Genomic DNA, 20,190 nt, shown 5'->3' with positions numbered 1-20,190 from the left:
CTGGCCTTATCGGGACGTCACAACGCGGTTGGCATCAAACCGCAGCGCGCCATCGGGCAGTGCGCTTAAACGGTACTCGTCATTACCATCCTGGACCGTACTGGTTTGTTCCGTGGCCATGCCGCGCATCAACTGGACAGCCAGTTTCTTGATGTCGTCGCTGTTGCGTTCCGGATGAAAGAAACTGATGGTCCACATCACCGCCGGCGCAACCCGGCCCGGGCCCAGTTGTGCTGCGTTGATCGGCGTTTCAATGGTGACGTGGGTGAGCGGCGAGTCTGGCGTGGCTGCCGTCAGTGTCACGCGGTCACCATCGCCACAGCGCGCCAGCCAGGCGCTGTCCTTGCCGCCGGCTTCTGGCGTCATTTCACCCAGCATCAGCGTTTCACCCAGTTTCTGGGCCTGGTCCGCACTGCCCATGGCGGCGATCTGGCTGACCACCCCGTTCCAGCTATTCCTGAATTTCACCGGCGTCAGCGGCCCGGAAGCCGCCAGTTGCTGCGCAGCAGTGGCCGGGGCCGATGCGGTATCGGCAGCCCCTGCGGCCACGGGCAGCAGGGCGGTGATGAACAAAGCCAGGGTTGCGAGTGGTTTAGACACGTTCCACCTTCAAGACGCCGGGGACATCAGACAAGCGCACAAAAATGCGCGGCAGGTCGGCAACGCCCCTGATTTCGACGGTAAAGCGCATGCGCGCGAGGGTGTTTTTCGAGAGCGTGTTCACGCCGGTGACGTTGATTTTCTCGCGTGACATCACGTCAGAGAGGTCGCGCAGCAAGCTGGGCCGGTCATGCGCTTCCACCATGATATCCGTGGCGAACACATTGCCGGTCTGCTTGCCCCAGTCCGCCTTGATCAGGCGCTCGGGGGAGGCCGCGGCAAGGCGCTTGAGCGTGATGCAGTCAGAACGGTGAATCGAAATCCCCCGGCCCTTGGTCACAAAGCCGACTACCGCATCGGGCGGCACCGGTTTGCAGCATTTGGCCAGCATGGTCATCAACTGGTCCACGCCTTCAATCAGGATGCCTTCGCCGTGCTGGTCGGCACGGGCGCGCTTGACCACGTCTTCCGGCGCAACCGGCTCTTCCACAGGCTGCGGGTGCACCACAAAGGCGTCGGCCAGTTGCCGCAGCGAGACATCATCGTGCCCCAGCGCCACGTACAACTCGTTGACGGTCTTGTAGCCCAGCCGTTGCGCTACTTCGTCCTGATTGGCTTGCGTGGCGCCAGCGCGGGCGGCTTCCTTGTCATACAAGGATTTGCCCTGGGCCACGACGACATCCAGGTTTTGCTGCCGCACCCAATAACGGATTTTCTGCGCGGCGCGGTGGCTCTTGACGTAGCCCTGATGCAGCCAGTCCAGACTGGGGCCACCTTCCTTGGCGGCCAGGATTTCCACGCGCTGGCCGTTTTCCAGCGCGGTGTTCAGCGGCACGATCTGGCCGTTCACCTTGGCGCCGCGGCAGCGATGCCCCAGATCACTGTGCAAGTGATAGGCAAAGTCCACCGGCGTAGAACCCTTGGGCAGGGCGATCACGCGGCCCGCCGGGGTCAGCACATAAATGGTGTCGTCGAACAATTCTGCCTTGAAGGCATCGGCCAGATGCGCTTCTTGCGCCATGTCTTCGCGCCAGTCCAGCAACTGGCGCAGCCAGGCGATTTTCTCTTCGTACTTGCTGTCGCCCTTGCCGCCTTCCTTGTAGCGCCAGTGCGCGGCTACGCCGAATTCGGCATGCTCGTGCATGTCGAAGGTGCGGATCTGGACCTCCACCGCCTTGTCGCTGGGGCCGATCACGGCCGTGTGCAAGCTGCGGTAGAAGTTGCCCTTGGGGTTGGCAATATAGTCGTCAAACTCGCCGGGAATGGGCTGCCACAGGTTGTGGATGATGCCCAGCACCGTGTAGCAATCCTTGACGTCATCGACCAGCACACGCACCGCGCGGATGTCATACAGCTCGGAGAAATCCAGCTTCTTTTTCTGCATCTTTTTCCAGATGCTGAAAATGTGCTTGGGCCGGCCCATCAGGTCGACGTGCTTGATACCGGCGGCGGTCAGTTCGGTGCGCAGGGTGGCCAGCACGTTGCTGATGAAGTTCTCGCGATCAACGCGGCGCTCATCCAGCAGTTTGGCAATCTTCTTGTAGGTTTCCGGCTCCATGTAGCGGAAACCCAGGTCTTCCAGTTCCCACTTGATCTGCCAGACGCCCAGCCGGTTGGCCAGCGGGGCGTAGATATCCAGCGTCTCCCGCGCAATGCGGCGGCGGTCTTCGTCAGGCACCTTGCCCAGCGTGTGCATGGTTTGCGTGCGCCAGGCCAGGTTGATCAGCACCACGCGCATGTCTTCGACCATGGCCAGCAGCATTTTGCGCAGCGCTTCAATCTGCTCGGCGTGATCGGCACCGCGGGCTCGGCCTTGCGCCAGCGAACGGATCTTGCGCACGCGCCAGACGCCTTCGACCAGTGTGGACACCGCTTTGCCGAAATGCGTTTCAATGGCGACTTCCGCATCCGCCAGGCTGTCGGGGATCGCAAACAACAGGGTGGCGATGACCGCGTCTGCGTCCAGATTCAGATCAGCGACGATCGAGGCCGCGGCAACTGCGTGCGGGAACAGCGGCTCTTGGGTGTCAGGATGGGTCTTGCCCTGGTACAGCGAGGCAGACCACTCCAGCGCCTGCTCAAGGCGGCGGACATGCTCGGCCGGATAGCGGCTGGAGAGCGCGGACAGCCAGCGCGCCGGATCGGCGGCTTCGGCAATGGACTGGGCAAGCGGGCGGGTAACGGCGACCATATCTTTCTCGAAATACGCAGTGCTGATTTTGCCTCAACCAGCCTTGGCTTGCTGGCGGATAAATTCAAAATCAGGCTTATTTTAAGAAAAGAAAGGGCAGCGTGGGTGGCAATGCTGCCTGTTCACCGGGCAAAGGGCGGCGCGCACGCTTATTGCGCCGGTATTTGCACCTTGCGCAGCGCGGTTTCCAGTTGCGTCAGGGCCTCGCCCAATGCTTGCGATTGCGCGGCGGCAAAACTGTCGCCATTGGCCGGATCAGCCACGCGCGCAGCGCCGGCCACTTCACCATCGTAAACAAAGGTGTTGGTTTCGGTGTCACGCACCCGCGCGCCCAGGCGCACCTGCGCGGTACGCGGTTGATCCGGGCGCAGGTCTATGTAGAACGCGCGGATATCACTTTCCAGCACGTAACGCGTGCCCCACGGCGAGCGGCCCGGAATGACGTGTGTGAACAGGTTGCTGCGATTCAGCCAGTCGGTCATGCGGTCTGACACAAACAGCGGAATCGGGGAGGTATAACCACGATACGGATCGCGTGCATAGCGCTGCGCGGTTTCCCGGTAGATAAACCGCGTGCCGTCCAGCCCGGCGACTGCATTGGGCAGCATGACCTTGAGCGTGTCGGCAAAGCGCGGCGCAGTGGTCGCGCTCTCGGGCCGGTTGGCATCCAGTTCATAGCGCGATTCCGCCGGCGGCGGGCTGGAGCAGGCCGCCAGGAGCGCAAACAGCGGGGCAATCAACAGATACGGGGCTCTGATCATGGCGTGGGCAGCGGGTAAGGGGTAGGCATGCTGCCAAACAGCAGGCTACCGGGGTTGTTGTTGGCGCGATCGGTCAGCCGGCGCAGGTCTTCGCTGGCCGAGTGCAGGTTCATCAGCGTTTCAGACAACTGGCCTTCATTGCCGGCGGTCAGGCGGTCCAGACGGGCCATGGTCTGATCCAGGTGTTTGATCGAATCAGCCAGTTGCGGGTCGTCCAGCAAGGCACGCAGTCTTTCTGTGCTGGCCGCCAGGTTGGCCGGGGCGCTGGCCATACCCGGAGCGTTAAGCATGGCGTGCAGGCTGGCGGACGTGGCGCGCACTTCGTTGACCATGGCACTTGTGTCATCGGCCAGCCGGCCGACCTGGATCTTGTCCAGCTTGGCCGCCAGGCTATCGATGGAACGGGCAATGTGCTCGACTGGAATGGCGCTGAGCGCGTTATCGGTGGTGGCCAGCAGGTGATTGAGTCGATCCACCGTGGTTTCGATATCCAGCTTTTGCATACGCGTGATGACGTCCTGGGTGGCGTTCATTAGTTGCGATACCGCGCTGTGGGCCGACGGGATGTACAGATCCTGCGGTTTCCAGTTGATCACCAGCGGCTTGTTGGCATACGGGTTGTAATAATCGATTTCCACGTAGCTGGTGCCGGTCAGGCCTTGCGGTGTCAGCCGCACCCGCAAACCGCGGTCGATTTCACGCTGCAGGTTTTCCTGGCTGGGAATCTGCATGGCGCGGCCGCCAAACACATCGGGCCGGAAGCGCATTTCCACCAGCACGTACTGCAAACGCTCGGACGGCGGTGAGTCTTGCTGGTATTTGGTATAGGTAAACGAAATCTTGCTGACTTCGCCCACCGTGACGCCGCGATAGCGCACCTTGGAGCCGACATCGAGCCCCTGCACGGATTCGTCAAAATACGTTTCCATGGTGACGCGCTTGCCCAGCCAGCGGTTGGCGCCAAAGGCCACAAACAGGATGGCGGCGGTGACGACGGCCAGCACCACAAACAGGCCAAGGCGGAAATAATGTCGGTTGTGAGTCGTCATACGGCTCCACGTCTGAAAAACCGGGTTACGCGTTCATCCGGATGATGATCGCGCAAATCGGCGGGCTTGCCTTCGGCAATGATGCCCTTGTTCCTTTTATCCAGCATGATGGCCCGGTCGGCAATGGCAAAGATGCTGGCCAGTTCGTGCGTGACCACCACAAAGGTCAGCCCCAGTACGCGCGCCAGCCGGATGATCAACGCATCCAGCTCGGCCGAGGTGACCGGGTCCAGCCCGGCGGAGGGCTCATCCAGAAACAGGATGGCCGGGTCCAGCGCCAGGGCGCGGGCAATGGCGGCGCGTTTTTGCATGCCGCCCGACAACGCCGACGGCAGATAATCGGCAAACTGCTCCAGCCCCACCTGCCGCAGCTTGAGCCGGGCGACCAGGTCTTGCGCATCCGGTGTCAGATGCGTGTACGACTGCAGCGGCAGCATGACGTTTTCCAGCACGGTCATGGAGCCAAACAGCGCGCCAGACTGATACGCCACCCCGAACTGCGACAAAATGCGGCGGCGTTCATCGCCGGCGGCGCGCATCAGGTTCTCGCCTTTGATCAAGACATGCCCGGTGCGCGGTTTTTCCAGCCCGATCATATGCTTGAGCAGCGTGGATTTGCCGCAGCCAGAGCCGCCCAGAATGGTCAGGATTTCGCCCTCGTGCACCGAGAGGTTGATGTCCTTGAGCACCACATTGCGGCCGTAGGCGCAGGTCATGTTGTCTACCTGGATGACATCCATTTACCACCCCAGATAGTAAAAGGCGACGGCGAACAGACCATCCGCCACCACCAGCATGACAATACTGCTGACCACTGCCTGTGTGGTACTGGCCCCCACGGCGCTGGCGCCCGCGCCCGTGTTGAGCCCGCGCCGGCAGCCAATGACCGCAATACCAAAACCGTACACGGTGGCTTTGGCCAGACCGCCGATATAGTCCGCGAAACCGACCGAATCCATCACCTGGGTGGCGGTGGTCTGCAGCGGAATATTGAATGTGAGCAACACAAGGCCGGCACCGAGAATGCCAATGACTTCGGCCAGCACGGTCAGCAGCGGGGCCATCAGCGTGACGGCCAGAATGCGCGGCAGCACCAGAAAGCGCACGGGCTCCAGACCCAGCGTGATCAGCGCGTTGATTTCTTCATTGACCTTCATGGTGCCGATCTCGGCGGCAAAGGCCGCACCGGTGCGGCCTGCCAGCAAGACGGCGGTCATCAGCGGCGCCAGTTCACGCACCAGCGACAGACCGACGAGGTTGGCCACAAACAGTTCTGCGCCAAACTGCCGCATTGGCACGGCGGACTGGAACGCCAGGATCACCCCGAACAAAAACGCCACCAGCAGCACGATCGGCGTGGCGTTCACACCGGCCTTGATGCATTGCTCCAGCATGTCGCCCCAGCGCATGATGCCGGGCTTGCGCAACCACACGCCCCACGCGGCGGTCAGTTCGCCGGTGAATGACATCAGGTCATAGAACGAGGTCCAGATCGCTGCGGCACGCGCACCCAGGCGGATCAGGAAGGCCGGCCGTTTCTCTGGCGGCGTGGTTTGCAGGGCCTGGGTGGGGTTGAGCTCATTGAGCAGTGCGCCGTAGCGCTGCGGCAGGTTCTGCACCTGGGCGCCTTGCTGGATCAGCGCGTAGATCAGCGCCAGACCGGCGCCGTCGCAATAGTCCACCGCGGCGGCATCGACATGCAGATCGTGCCGGGCGAGCTGGCGCGCTTTGTCCCAGATGGCGGCCGTGCCGTCTGCATCCAGCCGGCCGGCCAGATACAGGTGCTCGCCCTGGGCGTCCTGGCGAAGGTCAGCAACGGCAGTGATCGGCGGCTCGGTGTGGGCCATGGGCGGGTGTGGTCGGCTCAGTTCTGCAGTCGGTCAGTAAGAATGCGGCTGGATTCAACCAGCCGGTAAACAAAGTGGCCAGGTGTTTCGTGCGACTGGCTGGGTCGCTTCCAGCGTAGCATGGCATCGGCCAGTTGCCGGAACGCGTGGCTGGCTTCGGCATCCGGAAATGCGTCGATCACCGTGCGTCCCAGGCGCGTAGCACGCTTGAGTTTGTCGTCTTCCGGCACATAACCCACCAGCCGCAGCTGGATTTGCGTACCCAGATACTGCATGGCCACGCTGCGGATGCGCTCGAACAGTTGCGTAGCGTCTTCCAGGCTGTTTACGCGATTGACCAGAATGCGGAAATCGCGGCGCGCGTATTCGTTATGCAGCACCTTGATGGTGGCGTAGGCGTCGGTCATCGACTCTGCATTGTGCGAAACAATAATGAGTACGTCATCGGCCGCCAGAGAGAGGGACGGCACACCGGCCAACGTGGTCGGACGCGTATCAAGCAGCAGAAAATCAGTACTGGTGACGAGGTTCTCGAACTCCTGGGCCAGCCAGGTCAGTTCACGTTCATTGAGATTGGCCAGGATGGTGGGGCGCGCTGACACCGGCAGGATGGAAAACCCCGCATCGGTCTGGACCAGCGCGTCATGCAGAGTGACTTCACGCCGCAGCACGGACTCGAAATGCCAGGCCTGGTTGCGGCGCAGCCGGTGCAATGAGTTGGACAAGCCTTCAAACTCATCCAGCAGCAAGACTTCACGCTGGCGTTCGGCCAGCGCGGCGGCCAGGTTGATGGCCAGTGTGGTGGCGCCTGTGCCGCCACGCCCGCCATTCAGGCTGATGCTGCGACACGGCGTGGGGCTGAGCAGGGCACGTAACCCGGCGGCCTGATCCAGCCGGCCCTTGTTAGCCACGACGATCTCTCACCGACAAATCCAGCGGGACATCACTGGCCGAGTTTTGCGAGCCCATATAAAGCGGGTATTCGTCCTTGCGCAACTGGTACACCGGGTTGTCGCCGGCGGCGGTGCGGAAGGCGCGGTCGATCAGGTAATCCACATTGGCGTGGTGCAGGTCTTCCGGCACGCGCTGCCCGTTGGTCACAAACTGCAGGGCCAGCCGGTGGCGGATGGCCACATCCAGGCAACCGCCCTGGCTCATGGCTTCGTCCAGCTTGGTCAGAATGCAGCCGGCCAGCGTCGGGTTCTTGTAGCGGCGGGCGACGTCATCAAGCGTCGCGGGCGCGGCATTGGCGGCCAGCAGCAAGATGGTTTGCACGCGGTCACGGCCAAACAGCGCCAGTTGTTCGGTAATGCGTTGATCGCGCTGACCCATGCCGACGGTATCAATCAGCACCAGATGGCGGTCAGAGAGGTCTGCCAGCGTCAGTTCCAGATCAGTCTGGTCTTTGACGTCATGTACCGGAATACCAATGATGCGGCCGTAAATACGCAGTTGATCCTGCGCGCCGATCCGGTAGCTGTCAGTGGTCAGCAATGCCACCGAATCCGGGCCATGCAGCAAGGCACAACGCGCCGCCAGCTTGGCGACGGTGGTGGTTTTGCCCACGCCGGTAGGGCCGATCAGCGCGTAGGTGCCGCCGCGTTCAATCAGGTCGCCCGCGCTGGAAGGCAGGTTGTGCACCAGCGCGGCCTTGATCCAGCGCATGCCGGCATCCAGCGCCAGGTCTGGCATTTTTTCGACCAGCTGGCGGCTCAGCGCGGGGGAGAACCCACCGGCCAGCAACTGGCGCAGGACTTCCAGTTTTTCCGGCTTGTGGCGTGACAACTCGCCCCAGGCCATGCCGGCAATCTGGCTTTCCATCAGGCCGCGCAGCAGGCGGATTTCCCGGGCGATGTCTTCCATCACCTCTTTGTTGGCCGAGGGCTGTTTTTGCGGCTGGCCCAGATCATCTTCGTAGCGAAAATGCGTCGCGGTGTGCAGCGGTTCTTCGCGGCGCGGTGCCGGGGCAGTTTGTTTGAGCCCCATCGACGGCAACGCCGGTGGGGCCGGTTGCGGTGCGGGCTGGGCGGTCGCGGACTGGCGCGGCATGGGCTCGTCCAGCAGGCTGGTATAGCCGGGTGCGGGCGCCGGCGGATCATAAGCCGGCGCGGGCGGATTGATGTCGGCCAGCGAGGGTTCGCTGTCGTCATCTTCATGTTCTTCGTCGGGGATAGCGTAAGAGCGTTCCAGCGCGCGCGTGGCCGGGGAGTTGTTATCCGTATGGATGTTGCGCATCAGGCGTGCGCCGTTGGCACGCGAGGGCGTGCGCGAGCTGCTGGGGCTGGGGACGCCCGTCAGCGAGGCCACGTCAGAGTCGGCCACTGCCATGATTTCCACGCCGCCGCCCGCAACCTGGCGGTTGGACAAAATCAGGGCATCCGGGCCCAGTTCGTCCCGCACCTGCCGGAGCGCGTCCCGGGTGGTGGCGCCGTAGAATTTTTTGACAACCATCGCGGTGGCGTTTCTTCTTAAAGTGACTTGTTAATAACGCTCATTATGCGGGCACCTGGGTATTCAGCCAAGTCGGTGCAGCGGATCACCCCGCTGTCAGGGTGACACAGGCTTGCCAGCATGGCCAGGCGGGGCAGGGCCTGGTGCCCCGGGCCCGGTTTGGCAGCGGCGGGTTTTCTCCGTTGCGCGGTGCCGGGTTCCCGCCAGGCGTGCTGTTCCGGGCCCCGTTCAGGTGTGTGCGCCCAGCAACAACAACTTGTTGATGGCCCGGTTGGCGCGGCCGGCTTCCAGCTGGTTGAGGCAATTCATGTGGCCCAGCGGACACACCCGCTCAAAACAGGGGCTGCATTCCAGATCCAGGGTGACGATCTCTGCCCGGTTGGACAGCGGCGGGGTGAACTCTGGCGAGCTGGAACCATAAATGGCCACCAGCGGGCGATCCAGCCCGGCTGCGACATGCATCAGGCCAGAGTCATTGGCGACCACCACCTGGGCCAGCGACATCAGATCAATCGCCTCCGCGAGACTGGTCTGACCGCACAGATTGACCGTACCTGGGGCCAGCGCTGCGATCTCGCTGGCGATTTCCTGGTCTTTGTTGGAGCCAAACAGCCAGACTTGCTCGCCCAGCGACATGCGGTGATTGGCCAGATCGGCAAAATGGTTGGCCGGCCAGCGTTTGGCCGGGCCGTATTCCGCGCCAGGACAACAGGCAACAATGGGTTTGTCCGCAGTCAGACCCAGTTTGGCCAGCGCGGCATCACGCGCAGCGGAATCAATCTTCAGGCGCGGGTGCGGCACCGGGCGGGCCAGCGGCACGTCGGGCGCGTCAGCCAGAGCGGCAAAGCGCTCGACCATTTGCGGCAGGGCAATCGGATCAAGCGTGCGCGTGTCGTTCATCAGGATGAACCGCGCTTCGCCCACCCAGCCGGTGCGTTTGGGAATATTGGCAAACCACGGAATCAGCGCCGATTTGAGCGAGTTGGGCAGGACGATGACCTGATCGTAACCGCGCTTGCGCAACTGGCGGCCCAGCTTCATGCGTTCCATCAAACGCAGCGAACCATGGCCAAACGGGTTGTCGATGGTTTCGCTGATTTCAGGCATGCGCGCATGCACCGGCCGCGTCCATGGCGGCGCCAGCACGTCGATCTTCACGCCGGGCCAGCGCTCGGCAAGGCGGCGGTATAGCGGTTGGGCCATGATGGCATCGCCCACCCAGGCCGGAGCCACGATCAGGATTTTATTCATGCAGTGTTCAAAGTTGGTCTGCAAAGTGCCGCAATACTAAACGGTCTGTTATTGCTTGATACAACAGATACAAATACGGTGCTGCGTAAACGACAAAACGGCGCAATGCGCCGTTTTGTCTACAGCCAGAGCAAAGCTCAGTGATGACCTTTGATGACTTCGCCTGCCTTCAGGCGATATTGCGTGCCGCAGTACGGGCACAGCGCTTCGCCGGTGCGGTCGATGGGCAGGAACACGCGCGGGTGGGCGTTCCATTTCATCATGTCCGGCATCGGGCAGTGCAGCGGCAGGTCGGCAGCGCCGACTTCGATCACGCGTTGGGTGTTTTCTTTGAGTTCGCTCATGTTCTTGTCGCTCACTTGACAGGGGTCAGCCATTCGCTGCGCGAGCCTTCCTGGCCCTTGACGCAAGCAAAGTAGCGGCTTTGCAAGAGTTCGGTAATCGGGCCACGGGTGCCGGCGCCGATGGTACGGCCATCCAGTTCACGGATCGGGGTGACTTCAGCGGCAGTACCGGTAAAGAACGCTTCATCGGCACTATAGACTTCGTCACGGGTGATGCGTTTTTCGATGACCGGAATATTGTGTTCTTCCGCCAGTTGCACGATGGTGTCGCGCGTGATGCCTTCCAGCGCGCTGGTCAGGTCCGGCGTGTAGATCTTGCCCTTGCGCACGATGAACACGTTCTCGCCCGAGCCTTCAGCCACGTAGCCTTCGTTGTCCAGCAACAGGGCTTCGTCGTAACCGTCGCGGGTGGCTTCGGTGTTGGCCAGGATCGAGTTCATGTAATTGCCGTTGGCCTTGGCTTTACACATGGTGATGTTCACGTGGTGGCGGGTGAAGCTCGATGTCTTCACGCGGATACCCTTTTCCAGGCCATCCGTGCCCAGGTAAGCACCCCACGGCCAGGCGGCCACGATGATATGCACGTCATCAACCGGCGGGGCTACGCCCAGCTTGCCAGCGCCGTAGAAAGCCATCGGACGCAGGTAGCAGGACTTCAGACCGTTTTCTTTCACCACGGCCAGTTGCGCTGCGTTCAGTTCTTCTTTGGAGAACGGCAGCTTCATGCCCAGGATGTGGGCAGAGCGGAACAGGCGGTCGGTGTGATCCTGCAGGCGGAAGATGGCCGGGCCGTTCGGGGTTTCATAAGCGCGGACGCCTTCGAATACACCAAGGCCGTAATGCAGCGTGTGGGTCAGTACGTGCGTGGTCGCAGAGCGCCACTCAACCAGTTTGCCGTCGTACCAGATGACGCCGTCGCGGTCAGCCATCGACATGGGTGTTTCTCCTGCCTGGATCGGTGATGGAAAGTCGATGATTGTAACCGAACAGGCCGCACTACCTCTAGCCAATCTGCAAGAGCTTCGACGTGCGGTGCAACAAGACCGGGCTGGCAAATGTTGCTGCCTGCAAGGTTTGGCCGCCGTTTACAGCACAGAAAATGGATCTTGCTCTGTTTCCTGCGTGGCGCGGTCGGTGGCCTGGGTGACGCTGAATGCCTTGAGGAAGGCTTCGGCGCGGGCCGGGTCCAGCCGGGTGCTGGCAATGTGGGTCAGGCCGCTGTAGAGCGCATCCAGCAAAAGACTTTGTTCTCGGGTGCCCAGACGCTCGGCCAGCCGGCTGATGGCTTCCAGCGTGCGCGGGTGCCGGGTCTGGATGACGATCTTGCCGTGCTCCATGATCTCGCCGGGCTGATGTTTGCGTCGTGCCGGCGGAAACGCGCGGAACCCGTCACGCCGCACTTGCACGCCTTCTTTGGCATTGTGCCAGTACACGCCGCTGATAAACCCGGCCGGTGCCACGGTTTTGGCGGGCGCGGCAATGGCCTCTGTTACCCGGAAATTGAGCCGCGGCAAATACTGGGTGTCACGTGACAGCCAGGCTTCGCCATCGCGATAAGCCTCTGGATGATCGCCACTGCGGGCGTTTTCCCAGTCATTGGTCAGGACAAAGCTGCGGCCCAGGGCGGGAACCACCAGGATCTGGCCGTGGGTCCAGCGTTTGAGGGTGTCGTTGTCAGGCAGATTGAGCGGCGGGGTAGGCATGATCTGTTTTTATATGATGGACTGACTCAATGTTATCAGATTGAGTCATTGGTCCAGCAAAAAAAATGGCCCCGGCGTTATGCTCGGGGCCACGGCTTCAGTGCGTCCCGCCAAGAACCAGGCCATGCGGGGGCACGGGCCCGGTCAGCGGTTTGCAACCCGCCAAACGGAGAATTGTCTGGGTTCAGACCGACCGTATAACGTTGCTCTCTGCCTTTGCGCAACCGGTCGTTCAGGGACAACGCCATTATGGCGGGTGGCAAATTCTATGTATGTGTCATAGTTGGCCTCAATCACCGTAACTCTTTACTATTTGTCAGTCATATATCATTGAGTATCTGTTTGACGTGGGGTTGTCCGGCATGGACGTAAGCAAAGCGCTGACAGACAAGCGGGCAAATAAAGCGCGCGTGCGGGGAACCGTGATAAACTCTTTGATTATCCAGAGGTTTGCATAACGCTCTGGTGTCTGACTACCGGCGACAAGCCGGATCTTTTGTTTGGTGGAGTAAGCGCAGGATGACTTTTGCAACGCTGGGGCTGGCGCCCGCAGTACTCAAAGCAATTGAAGAACAAGGCTATGAGAGCCCGACCCCGATCCAGGCGCAAGCCATTCCTGTCGTGCTGGAAGGCAAGGACGTACTGGGTGCTGCCCAGACGGGCACTGGCAAGACCGCAGCCTTTACGCTGCCGATCCTGACCCGCCTGGCCCCGCACGCCAATACCAGCGTCTCGCCGGCCCGCCATCCGCTGCGCGCGCTGATCCTGACCCCGACGCGTGAACTGGCAGACCAGGTGGCCGAATCGGTCAAGGCCTACAGCAAGTATCAAACCTTGCGCAGCCACGTGGTGTACGGCGGTGTTGATATCAACGGCCAGATTCCTGCACTGCGCGGCGGTGTTGAAGTGCTGGTTGCCACGCCGGGCCGCTTGCTGGATCACGTGCAGCAAAAAACCGTGAACCTCTCGCAAGTCGAAATCCTGGTGCTCGATGAAGCCGACCGCATGCTGGATATGGGTTTCATTCCCGATATCCGCCGCATCATGGACATGCTGGTCAACCGCAAGCAGACCTTGCTGTTCTCGGCCACGTTCTCGCCGGAAATCAAAAAGCTGGTGGCCGACTTCCTGCATGAGCCCGTCACGGTGGAAGTGGCCCGCCAGAACGCCACCAACGACAACGTCGAACAGATTCTTCACCCGTGCGAAACGCACCGCAAACGCGCGCTGCTGGCCCATTTGATCCGCACGCAAGATATGCAGCAGGTGATTGTGTTCACCCGCACCAAGCAAGGCGCCGATCAACTGGCGCGTGATCTGAAGCGTGAAGGTTTTGCCTGCGAGGCCGTGCACGGCGATCGCGACCAGAAAGCCCGGATGGAAGCCCTGGCCTCGTTCAAGGAAGGCCGGATCAAGGTCATGGTGGCGACGGATGTGGCCGCCCGTGGTCTGGATATCACCGAACTGCCGTATGTGGTGAACTTTGAACTGCCAGGCAACCCGGAAGATTACGTGCACCGTATCGGCCGTACCGGCCGCGCTGGCGCCAAGGGCGTGGCGATTTCGCTGGTTGATCCGGGCGAAGAAAAAGCCTTTGTCGGTATCCAGAAGCTGATCAAGAAGAATTTCCAGCTCACGCCGGTGCCGGGTTTCTCGCCGGGTACGCATGTTGAGCCGCCGGCCCGCGCCGAGCGGAGCGAGCGCCCTGAGCGCAATGACCGGGGCGATCGTCATGAGCGCAACGGGGATCGCCGCGGCAACAAGCCGGGCATGGCGCCGGTGCGGAACCAGACGCCAGCGCTGGGTGGCAGCGCCCGTACTTCGCCGGCTGAAATGCCGGATGCGCCGCTCACCGGTCGCAACCGTCCCAAGCAGATTGCCGCGCTGTTCCTGCCCCCGCGCACCCCGGTGAATTCGGGTTCCTGAGCGCGTGAGCGGCTTTGCATCGTCCTGGCAGCAGCGGTTACATACAGGGTTTCCGCTGCTGGCGGCCATGCAAGTGGCCGTGCTGGGCGATGCCGCAGCCTGGCATTTGTCTGCCCCGTTTGAACCCAACCGCAATGATCACGCCACCGCGTTTGGCGGCAGCATCTCCACGTTGGCGACCATTGCTGGCTGGATGGCGGTCAACGTCGCCGCGGGTGAAGGGGCAGATGTGGTGATCCAGTCAGGCGCAACCGATTTTATCCTGCCGATTGCTGCTGACTTTACCGCCCGCGTTCTGCCGCCGGATGCGGCTGATCTGGCGGCGTTCGAGCGCATGTATGCCCGCCGGGGCAAAGGGCGCCTGGCGGTCGCTGTAGAAGTGATAACGGCCAGCAATGCGCTGGCCGCCACATTCCACGGCGTTTATGTCGCCGTGCGCCTTCCCGCTTAACGGTTTTTACACCTTGCCCTCACGCTGCCGCGTCGGCTAATGCTGCCCGCGTCAGCGCAGAAAGGCTGACCCGCTGCCGGCCAGCGGCATCAAAATTGTCTGCATCCAGCCACTGCAGATAGGCCGGTTCCAGCCTGGCCCATTCCTTATCCAGCATCGACAGCCAGGTGGTATCGCGATTGCGGCCCTTGTTGATGGTGGCCTGGCGGAAAATCCCTTCAAAAGTAAACCCCAGGCGTTCTGCCGCCTTGTGCGACGGGATATTGAGCACGTTGCACTTCCATTCATAGCGCCGGTAGCCCAGCGCAAACGCATTGCGCATCAGCAAAAACTGGGCTGCCGTGGCCAGCGTGGTCTGTTGCAGGAGCGGAGAGAACGTCACCCAGCCCACTTCAATGCTGGCCGATTCCGGCGCAATGCGCAGATAGCAGATCAGACCGTGCGTCTTGCCGGTTTCGGCGTCGACAATGGCGTACGGTTGCGGATCGGGCTTGCTGGCCAGTTGTTGCAGCCAGCCGTCCAGGTCGGCCTGGCGGGCAAACGGCCCGACCGTGAGATACGTCCACATCCGGCCGTCGGTATCGGCGCTGAAGGCTTCCCACAAATCATTGCCGTGTTTTGCCGGGTTCAAGGGCTCCAGCCGGCAGCCAAAACCGCTAAGGGTCTGCTGCGGCGGGAACGGCGGCATGGTCCAGCCTGGCAGGGGCTCGCCCAGGGGCTGACCCAGATCGTTTTGCCATGTTTGCATTGTTTTGGTCCGCGGGGTTGGTGACGGCATCAGTTTAGGGTGAAAATGGTCTTTCATATGATGCCATTAACCATGAATGGATAAGGCCAATGTCGCTACTCACCCAGAACGCCGCCGGCGTGTCGTTACAAGAACTGGTTTGCCGCCAGGTCAGGGCGCAAATCCTGCAAGGCAATCTTGGTGTAGGCCAGCGTTTGCCGGCGTCACGTGCGCTGGCGACCGAGCTGGGCGTGGCCCGGGTGACCGTAGAGGCCGCCTACGCCAGGCTGGAGGCCGAAGGCTATGTCAGCCGCAAGGTTGGCGCCGGCACGTTTGTGGCGATTGATGTGCTGGCGCGCTTTCCGGCCAGACCCTCTGGCGGGGCCGCTATCGCCGGGCCGTCGCAGCGCGGTTTGTCCATGCAGCGCACCACCCTCAAGGCAGAAGGCAACGCCGGGCTGCGGGCGTGTATTCCGGATATGCGCGCGTTTCCCCATGAGATCTGGAACGGCCTGCAGGCCCGCGTCTTGCGCCTGTCCGGCCACAACGCGCTGATGGAATACGGCGATCCGCAAGGCTATCTGCCCTTGCGTCAGGCCATTGCTGCGTATCTGGCGCAATCGCGCGGGGTGCGTTGCCATGCCGGGCAAGTGATGATCCTGGCCAGCTCTCAGCAAGCCTTGCAGTTGCTGGCACTGACCCTCCTGGATGCCGGCGACACCGCCTGGGTGGAAGACCCGGGCTACCACGGCGCGCGGGCGGCACTGCAGGCGGCCGGGGCCAGATTGCAGCCCGTACCGCTGGATGAAGAAGGTCTGGCCTGGCAAGGCGACCGCAGTTTGCCGTCACCGCGCATGATCTACGTCACGCCATCGCACCAGTACCCGCTGGGCATGCGGCTGTCGCTTACCCGCCGGATGGCGCTGCTGGCGCTGGCACGCCAGCACAAGGCCTGGATTGTGGAAGACGACTACGACGGTGAATACCAGTACGACCACAAGCCGCTACCGGCGATGCAGGGGCTGGATGACGCCGGTTGTGTGCTGTACGTGGGGACGTTCAGCAAGGTGCTGTTCCCCGGGCTTCGGCTGGCGTACGTGGTCGCGCCAGAATCGTTGATGCCCGCACTGACCAGCGCCCGCCGCGCGTGTGACGGTCATAGCAGCTATGTGCAGCAAGCCGTGACCGCCGACTTTATCAGCCAGGGCCATTTTGGCGCCCACTTGCGCCGCATGCGCCTGCTGTACCGCAGCCGCCGCGATTGCCTGCTGGAAGAGCTGGCGCCGCTGGCGGATAAATTGCAACTGGTGGGCTATGACAGCGGCCTGCAATGCGCCGGCTTGCTGCCAACCGGCCATGAAGCCCTGCTGACCCCGGCGGTGCGGCAAGCCGGCACACAACTGCGTGATCTGCACAGCGCTCATCTGGGGCCGCAAACAGTAGAAGGCTGGATGCTGGGTTTTGCCGGGCTCAATCATGAAGAGATCAAGTTTGAGGCCAGGCGGCTGATCGGAACGGTGCGTGGGGTGTTGCGGGATGAGGAGTGAGGAGTGAGGAGTGAGGAGTGAGGAGTGAGGAGTGAGGAGTGAGGAGTGAGGAGTGAGGAGTGAGGAGTGAGGAGTGAGGAGTGAGGAGTGAGGAGGGGGAGGCGTGCATACCTTTGACTCGTCATTCCTGCGAAGGCAGGAATCCAGGCGCAAATAGGTGTGCCGAAGGCACTGAAACTGGTTTGCCAGGTAAAGCCCACCTGCGGTGGGCGTGTTGGATTCCTGCCTGCGCAGGAATGACGAAGTTGCGGTGTGGGTAAAAGAGTAGTTGCACTTGGCAGACCGGCATTTACACTCTGCACACCTCACACCTCACACCTCACACCTCACACCTCACACCTCACACCTCACACCTCACACCTCACACCTCACTTGTTCAGCTTCATCCCCGCCACCAGCGCAGTCACATTGTGCCGGTACATTTTCAGATAAGTATCTGCACTGCCGTCTTTGGACAGCGCATCTGAATACAGCCGGGCCGTGGCGGTGGTGCCGGTTTCAGCGGCAATCTGCTGCACCATTTTCGGATTGCTGATGTTCTCCATGAACACCGCACGGATGCCGCTGCTGCGGATCTGGCGGACCAGATCGCCCACTTCTTTGGCGCTGGGTTCAGCGTCGGTCGAGACACCTTGCGGGGCCAGAATTTTCACGCCAAAACGGTGGCCCAGATAACCAAAGGCATCATGCGAGGTCAGGATCACGCGCTTGCCGGCGGGGATGGTGTTGAACTGGGTGGTGGCCCAGCTGGCCAGGTCATCCAGTTGTTTTTGATACGCATCAGCACGCTGGCGGTAGTAAGCGCTGCCGGCCGGGTCGGCACTGGCCAGCGCCTTGGTGATGACCTCTACCATGCCTTTCACGCGGGCCGGGTCTTGCCAGGTGTGCGGGTCGGTAACGCGTTTGCCGTCTTCAGTCATGGTCAGCGCTTCGCCGCCCTGGTTGACGGTGATCACCTGGCCTTTATAACTAGCGGCCTGTTGCAGGCGGGTCAGCCAGCCTTCCAGGCCCAGACCATTCACAAAGAACAGCTTCGTGCGTGAGACATCGGCAATGGCGCCAGGTGTGGGCTGGTAAACGTGCGCGTCTTCATCCGGGCCGACCAGTTGCACGGTGGTGATGCGCTCGCCGCCAACCTGCCGCACCAGATCGCCCAGTACCGAGAAACTCACCGCCACCGGCAGGCGATCTGCCGCGCCAGCCAGGCCGGACAAGGCCATCAGGCAGAGCAGGGCAAGACTACGGAACAGACGCGGCATGGGGTTTCCTTGAAGCTTAATGTTGCAGATGAGTCTTGCTGGCGCGGCGGCCCAGCCAGCCATGCGGTGCCAGCCACAACGACAGCAGATACAGCACGCCCGCCACCAGCACAATGGCCGGGCCGGACGGCAGGTTAAGGTGATACGACAACAACAGCCCGACCACGCTGGCAGCAAGGCCAGACAACCAGGCGGCCAGCAGCAAACCGGCCAGGGTGTCGGCCCACAAGCGGGCGATGGTGGCGGGCAGCATCATCATGCCCACGGCCATCAGCGTGCCCATGGCCTGGAAACCGGCGACGAGGTTGAACACGGTCAGCACCATCAAACCCAGGTGGTAACGACTGCCGCGCCCGCCATTGACGGCCAGATAGCCGGGATCAACGCATTCCAGAATCACGCCGCGGTAATTGATGGCCAGCCACAGCAGGGTGAGGGTGGTGATGGAGGCCAGCAGCAGCAGCGCCGGGTCATCAATGGCCAATACGGAACCAAACAAGAGATGGATCAGATCGACATTGCTGCCCCAGCGTGACACCAGCACCACGCCAACCGCCAGCGATACCAGATAGAAGCCGGCAAAACTGGCGTCTTCATTCAGGCTGGTAAAACGGCTGGCCAGACCCGCCAGCAGCGCCACCAGCAAACCGGCCGCAATACCGCCACCGGCCAGCCAGGGCAGGGCGAAACCGCCAAAAATAAAGCCGACCGCCGCGCCTGGCAGCACGGCGTGAGAGAGCGCATCGCCCATCAGGCTCATGCGGCGCAACACCAGCATCACGCCCATGGGGGCGCAACCCGTGGCCAGCGCCACGCAACCGGCCAGTGCGCGGCGCATGAAGGCAAAGTCCGTGACCGGTGCAATCAACAATTCATTGAGGGTCATGGGCGGGCACACCAGGGGGCATCGTTTTGCCAGTATTCGGTCATTTGCTGCGCGCGATCCAGATTGGCCGGGTCCAGCGTGGTGGCGGTCGGGCCCCAGGCAATCACTTCATGCGCCAGCAACAGGGTTTCAGGGAAATGCGAGTGCGCGATGCCCATGTCGTGCACGACCACGGCCACGGTGCGCGATTCATCGCGCCAGTGTTCCAGGATATGCAGCAGCGTATCGCGCGTGCGGGTATCGATATTGTTGAAGGGTTCGTCCAGCAAGATGATGGGCGTGTCCTGCACCAGAAGGCGCGCAAAGCGGGCGCGTTGCAACTGGCCGCCAGACAGCGTGCTGATCGGACGCTCGCCAAACCCGGAGAGGCCAACCCGATCCAGCGCCGCTTGCGTACGGGTGGATTCATCGCCCGCCAGGCTGGAGAACCCGCCCTTGCGTTTCCACGCGCCAGACAGGACCAGCTCATTGACCGTCAGCGGAAACTGGCGATCCAGCTCTGCCAGTTGCGGCAGATAGGCAATCGCCCCGTCTGCGGTGATCTTGCCCGTGGTCAACGGCTGCAAACCGGTGACTGCCTTGAGCAGCGTAGTCTTGCCTGCGCCGTTGGGGCCCACCACGGCGGTCAGCCCACCGGCTGTGAACGTGCCACTGACATGATGCACTGCCGGGTGTTTGCGATAGCAAACGGTGATGTCATCCAGCCGGATCATTTACATGGCCCACCAGGTCATCAACCACACCAGCGCCAGCGGCACCAGCGCAATCAGCAATCGCTGGCCAGCGCTGGAAGCAAACAGACGGGCAGGCAGGCCCGGTCTGGCGGGCGCAGCATGGCTATGCGCGTGGGCATGCGAGTGATCGTGGGTATGTTGGTGGGACATCGAACCGGAATGGCTTAATTGCAATAATGTTGCATTATGCGGGATTGAGGCCGGGCGGGGCAAGGGGAGCGGGCGGGGATGTGAGGAGTGAGGAGTGAGGTGTGAGGTGTGAGGAGTGAGGAGTGAGGAGTGAGGAGTGAGGAGTGAGGAGTGAGGAGTGAGGAGTGAGGAGTGAGGAGTGAGGAGTGAGGAGGGGGAGGCGTGCATACCCCTGGTTCGTCATTCCTGCGAAGGCAGGAATCCAGCACGCCCACCGCAGGTGGGCTTTAGCTGGCAAACCATTTTCCGTGCCTTCGGCACACCTATTTGCGCC

The 20,190-nt window shown here is 62.0% G+C and carries 20 protein-coding genes; 3 read left to right on the top strand and 17 right to left on the bottom strand.

All coding sequences use genetic code 11. The annotated features are described in order from the left end of the window. Positions 1-6 precede the first annotated feature (6 nt). The 12 genes from IEX57_RS16350 to IEX57_RS16295 all read right to left on the bottom strand — a co-directional run bounded on the left by IEX57_RS16350 (position 7) and on the right by IEX57_RS16295 (position 12,197). Positions 7-600, bottom strand: coding sequence for a hypothetical protein (locus IEX57_RS16350; RefSeq protein ID WP_188705518.1), 594 nt, complete (start codon positions 598-600; stop codon positions 7-9). Beyond that, entirely contained in the window at positions 593-2,791 is a 2,199-nt protein-coding gene (locus IEX57_RS16345) for a RelA/SpoT family protein (protein WP_188705516.1), read from the bottom strand. Before IEX57_RS16345 ends, IEX57_RS16350 begins: the two co-directional genes overlap by 8 nt. Positions 2,792-2,940: 149 nt before the next feature. Then, positions 2,941-3,552 (bottom strand): ABC-type transport auxiliary lipoprotein family protein, encoded by a 612-nt coding sequence (locus IEX57_RS16340; protein WP_188705514.1) that lies wholly within the window; start codon positions 3,550-3,552, stop codon positions 2,941-2,943. After that, positions 3,549-4,601 carry an MlaD family protein gene (locus tag IEX57_RS16335; RefSeq protein ID WP_188705512.1) on the bottom strand — a complete coding sequence of 351 codons (1,053 nt, stop codon included), beginning with the start codon at positions 4,599-4,601 and terminating at the stop codon, positions 3,549-3,551. Before IEX57_RS16335 ends, IEX57_RS16340 begins: the two co-directional genes overlap by 4 nt. Then, on the bottom strand, positions 4,598-5,341 hold the full coding sequence (locus tag IEX57_RS16330) for an ABC transporter ATP-binding protein (RefSeq protein WP_188705510.1): 744 nt from the start codon (positions 5,339-5,341) through the stop codon (positions 4,598-4,600). Before IEX57_RS16330 ends, IEX57_RS16335 begins: the two co-directional genes overlap by 4 nt. After that, a complete protein-coding gene (locus tag IEX57_RS16325) occupies positions 5,342-6,448 on the bottom strand; it encodes an ABC transporter permease (RefSeq protein ID WP_188705507.1) in 1,107 nt (368 codons plus the stop codon). A 17-nt stretch (positions 6,449-6,465) separates the two neighbouring features. Next, the gene (locus tag IEX57_RS16320) at positions 6,466-7,359 is read right to left on the bottom strand and encodes a MinD/ParA family ATP-binding protein (protein ID WP_188705506.1); all 894 of its coding nucleotides are present in this window, start codon (positions 7,357-7,359) and stop codon (positions 6,466-6,468) included. Further along, entirely contained in the window at positions 7,352-8,899 is a 1,548-nt protein-coding gene (flhF, locus tag IEX57_RS16315; RefSeq protein ID WP_188705504.1) for a flagellar biosynthesis GTPase FlhF, read from the bottom strand. The genes IEX57_RS16320 and flhF overlap by 8 nt, the downstream gene beginning before the upstream one ends. A 228-nt stretch (positions 8,900-9,127) precedes the next feature. After that, the gene (waaF, locus tag IEX57_RS16310; protein WP_188705502.1) at positions 9,128-10,150 is read right to left on the bottom strand and encodes a lipopolysaccharide heptosyltransferase II; all 1,023 of its coding nucleotides are present in this window, start codon (positions 10,148-10,150) and stop codon (positions 9,128-9,130) included. Positions 10,151-10,287: 137 nt separating this feature from the next. After that, positions 10,288-10,494: a zinc-finger domain-containing protein gene (locus IEX57_RS16305; RefSeq protein WP_188705757.1), complete on the bottom strand. Its 207-nt coding sequence runs from the start codon at positions 10,492-10,494 to the stop codon at positions 10,288-10,290. Positions 10,495-10,505: 11 nt separating this feature from the next. Beyond that, positions 10,506-11,429, bottom strand: a complete 924-nt coding sequence (locus IEX57_RS16300) for a branched-chain amino acid transaminase (protein ID WP_188705500.1) — start codon at positions 11,427-11,429, stop codon at positions 10,506-10,508. A 150-nt stretch (positions 11,430-11,579) separates the two neighbouring features. After that, positions 11,580-12,197 carry a hypothetical protein gene (locus IEX57_RS16295; protein WP_188705498.1) on the bottom strand — a complete coding sequence of 206 codons (618 nt, stop codon included), beginning with the start codon at positions 12,195-12,197 and terminating at the stop codon, positions 11,580-11,582. 519 nt (positions 12,198-12,716) lie between these two features. On the opposite strand from IEX57_RS16295, the gene IEX57_RS16290 reads away from it, so the two are divergent. Further along, positions 12,717-14,123 carry a DEAD/DEAH box helicase gene (locus IEX57_RS16290; protein WP_188705496.1) on the top strand — a complete coding sequence of 469 codons (1,407 nt, stop codon included), beginning with the start codon at positions 12,717-12,719 and terminating at the stop codon, positions 14,121-14,123. A gap of 4 nt (positions 14,124-14,127) precedes the next feature. Next, positions 14,128-14,574: a YiiD C-terminal domain-containing protein gene (locus IEX57_RS16285; RefSeq protein WP_188705494.1), complete on the top strand. Its 447-nt coding sequence runs from the start codon at positions 14,128-14,130 to the stop codon at positions 14,572-14,574. Positions 14,575-14,593: 19 nt separating this feature from the next. On the opposite strand, the gene IEX57_RS16280 is transcribed toward IEX57_RS16285, so the two are convergent. Beyond that, positions 14,594-15,322 carry a GNAT family N-acetyltransferase gene (locus IEX57_RS16280; protein ID WP_188705492.1) on the bottom strand — a complete coding sequence of 243 codons (729 nt, stop codon included), beginning with the start codon at positions 15,320-15,322 and terminating at the stop codon, positions 14,594-14,596. Between the two features lie 89 nt (positions 15,323-15,411). Here IEX57_RS16280 and pdxR point away from each other — a divergent pair, with 89 nt between their 5' ends. Next, a complete protein-coding gene (gene pdxR / locus IEX57_RS16275; RefSeq protein ID WP_188705490.1) occupies positions 15,412-16,848 on the top strand; it encodes a MocR-like pyridoxine biosynthesis transcription factor PdxR in 1,437 nt (478 codons plus the stop codon). 368 nt (positions 16,849-17,216) lie between these two features. Here pdxR and IEX57_RS16270 read toward each other — a convergent pair whose 3' ends face one another. The 4 genes from IEX57_RS16270 to IEX57_RS16255 are packed head-to-tail and all read right to left on the bottom strand — an operon-like array spanning position 17,217 to position 19,877. Continuing rightward, a complete protein-coding gene (locus IEX57_RS16270) occupies positions 17,217-18,107 on the bottom strand; it encodes a metal ABC transporter solute-binding protein, Zn/Mn family (protein WP_188705488.1) in 891 nt (296 codons plus the stop codon). Positions 18,108-18,123: 16 nt separating this feature from the next. Next, positions 18,124-18,993, bottom strand: a complete 870-nt coding sequence (locus IEX57_RS16265) for a metal ABC transporter permease (RefSeq protein ID WP_188705485.1) — start codon at positions 18,991-18,993, stop codon at positions 18,124-18,126. Then, positions 18,990-19,706, bottom strand: coding sequence for a metal ABC transporter ATP-binding protein (locus tag IEX57_RS16260; protein ID WP_188705483.1), 717 nt, complete (start codon positions 19,704-19,706; stop codon positions 18,990-18,992). The genes IEX57_RS16265 and IEX57_RS16260 overlap by 4 nt, the downstream gene beginning before the upstream one ends. Further along, entirely contained in the window at positions 19,707-19,877 is a 171-nt protein-coding gene (locus tag IEX57_RS16255) for a hypothetical protein (protein ID WP_188705481.1), read from the bottom strand. Positions 19,878-20,190: the final 313 nt, after the last annotated feature.

Origin of the sequence: Silvimonas iriomotensis (genome assembly GCF_014645535.1) — a bacterium.
GTDB classification, from domain to species: domain Bacteria; phylum Pseudomonadota; class Gammaproteobacteria; order Burkholderiales; family Chitinibacteraceae; genus Silvimonas; species Silvimonas iriomotensis.
Note: the sequence above shows the minus strand (reverse complement) of the source record. Positions and strands in the feature narration are given on the sequence as shown.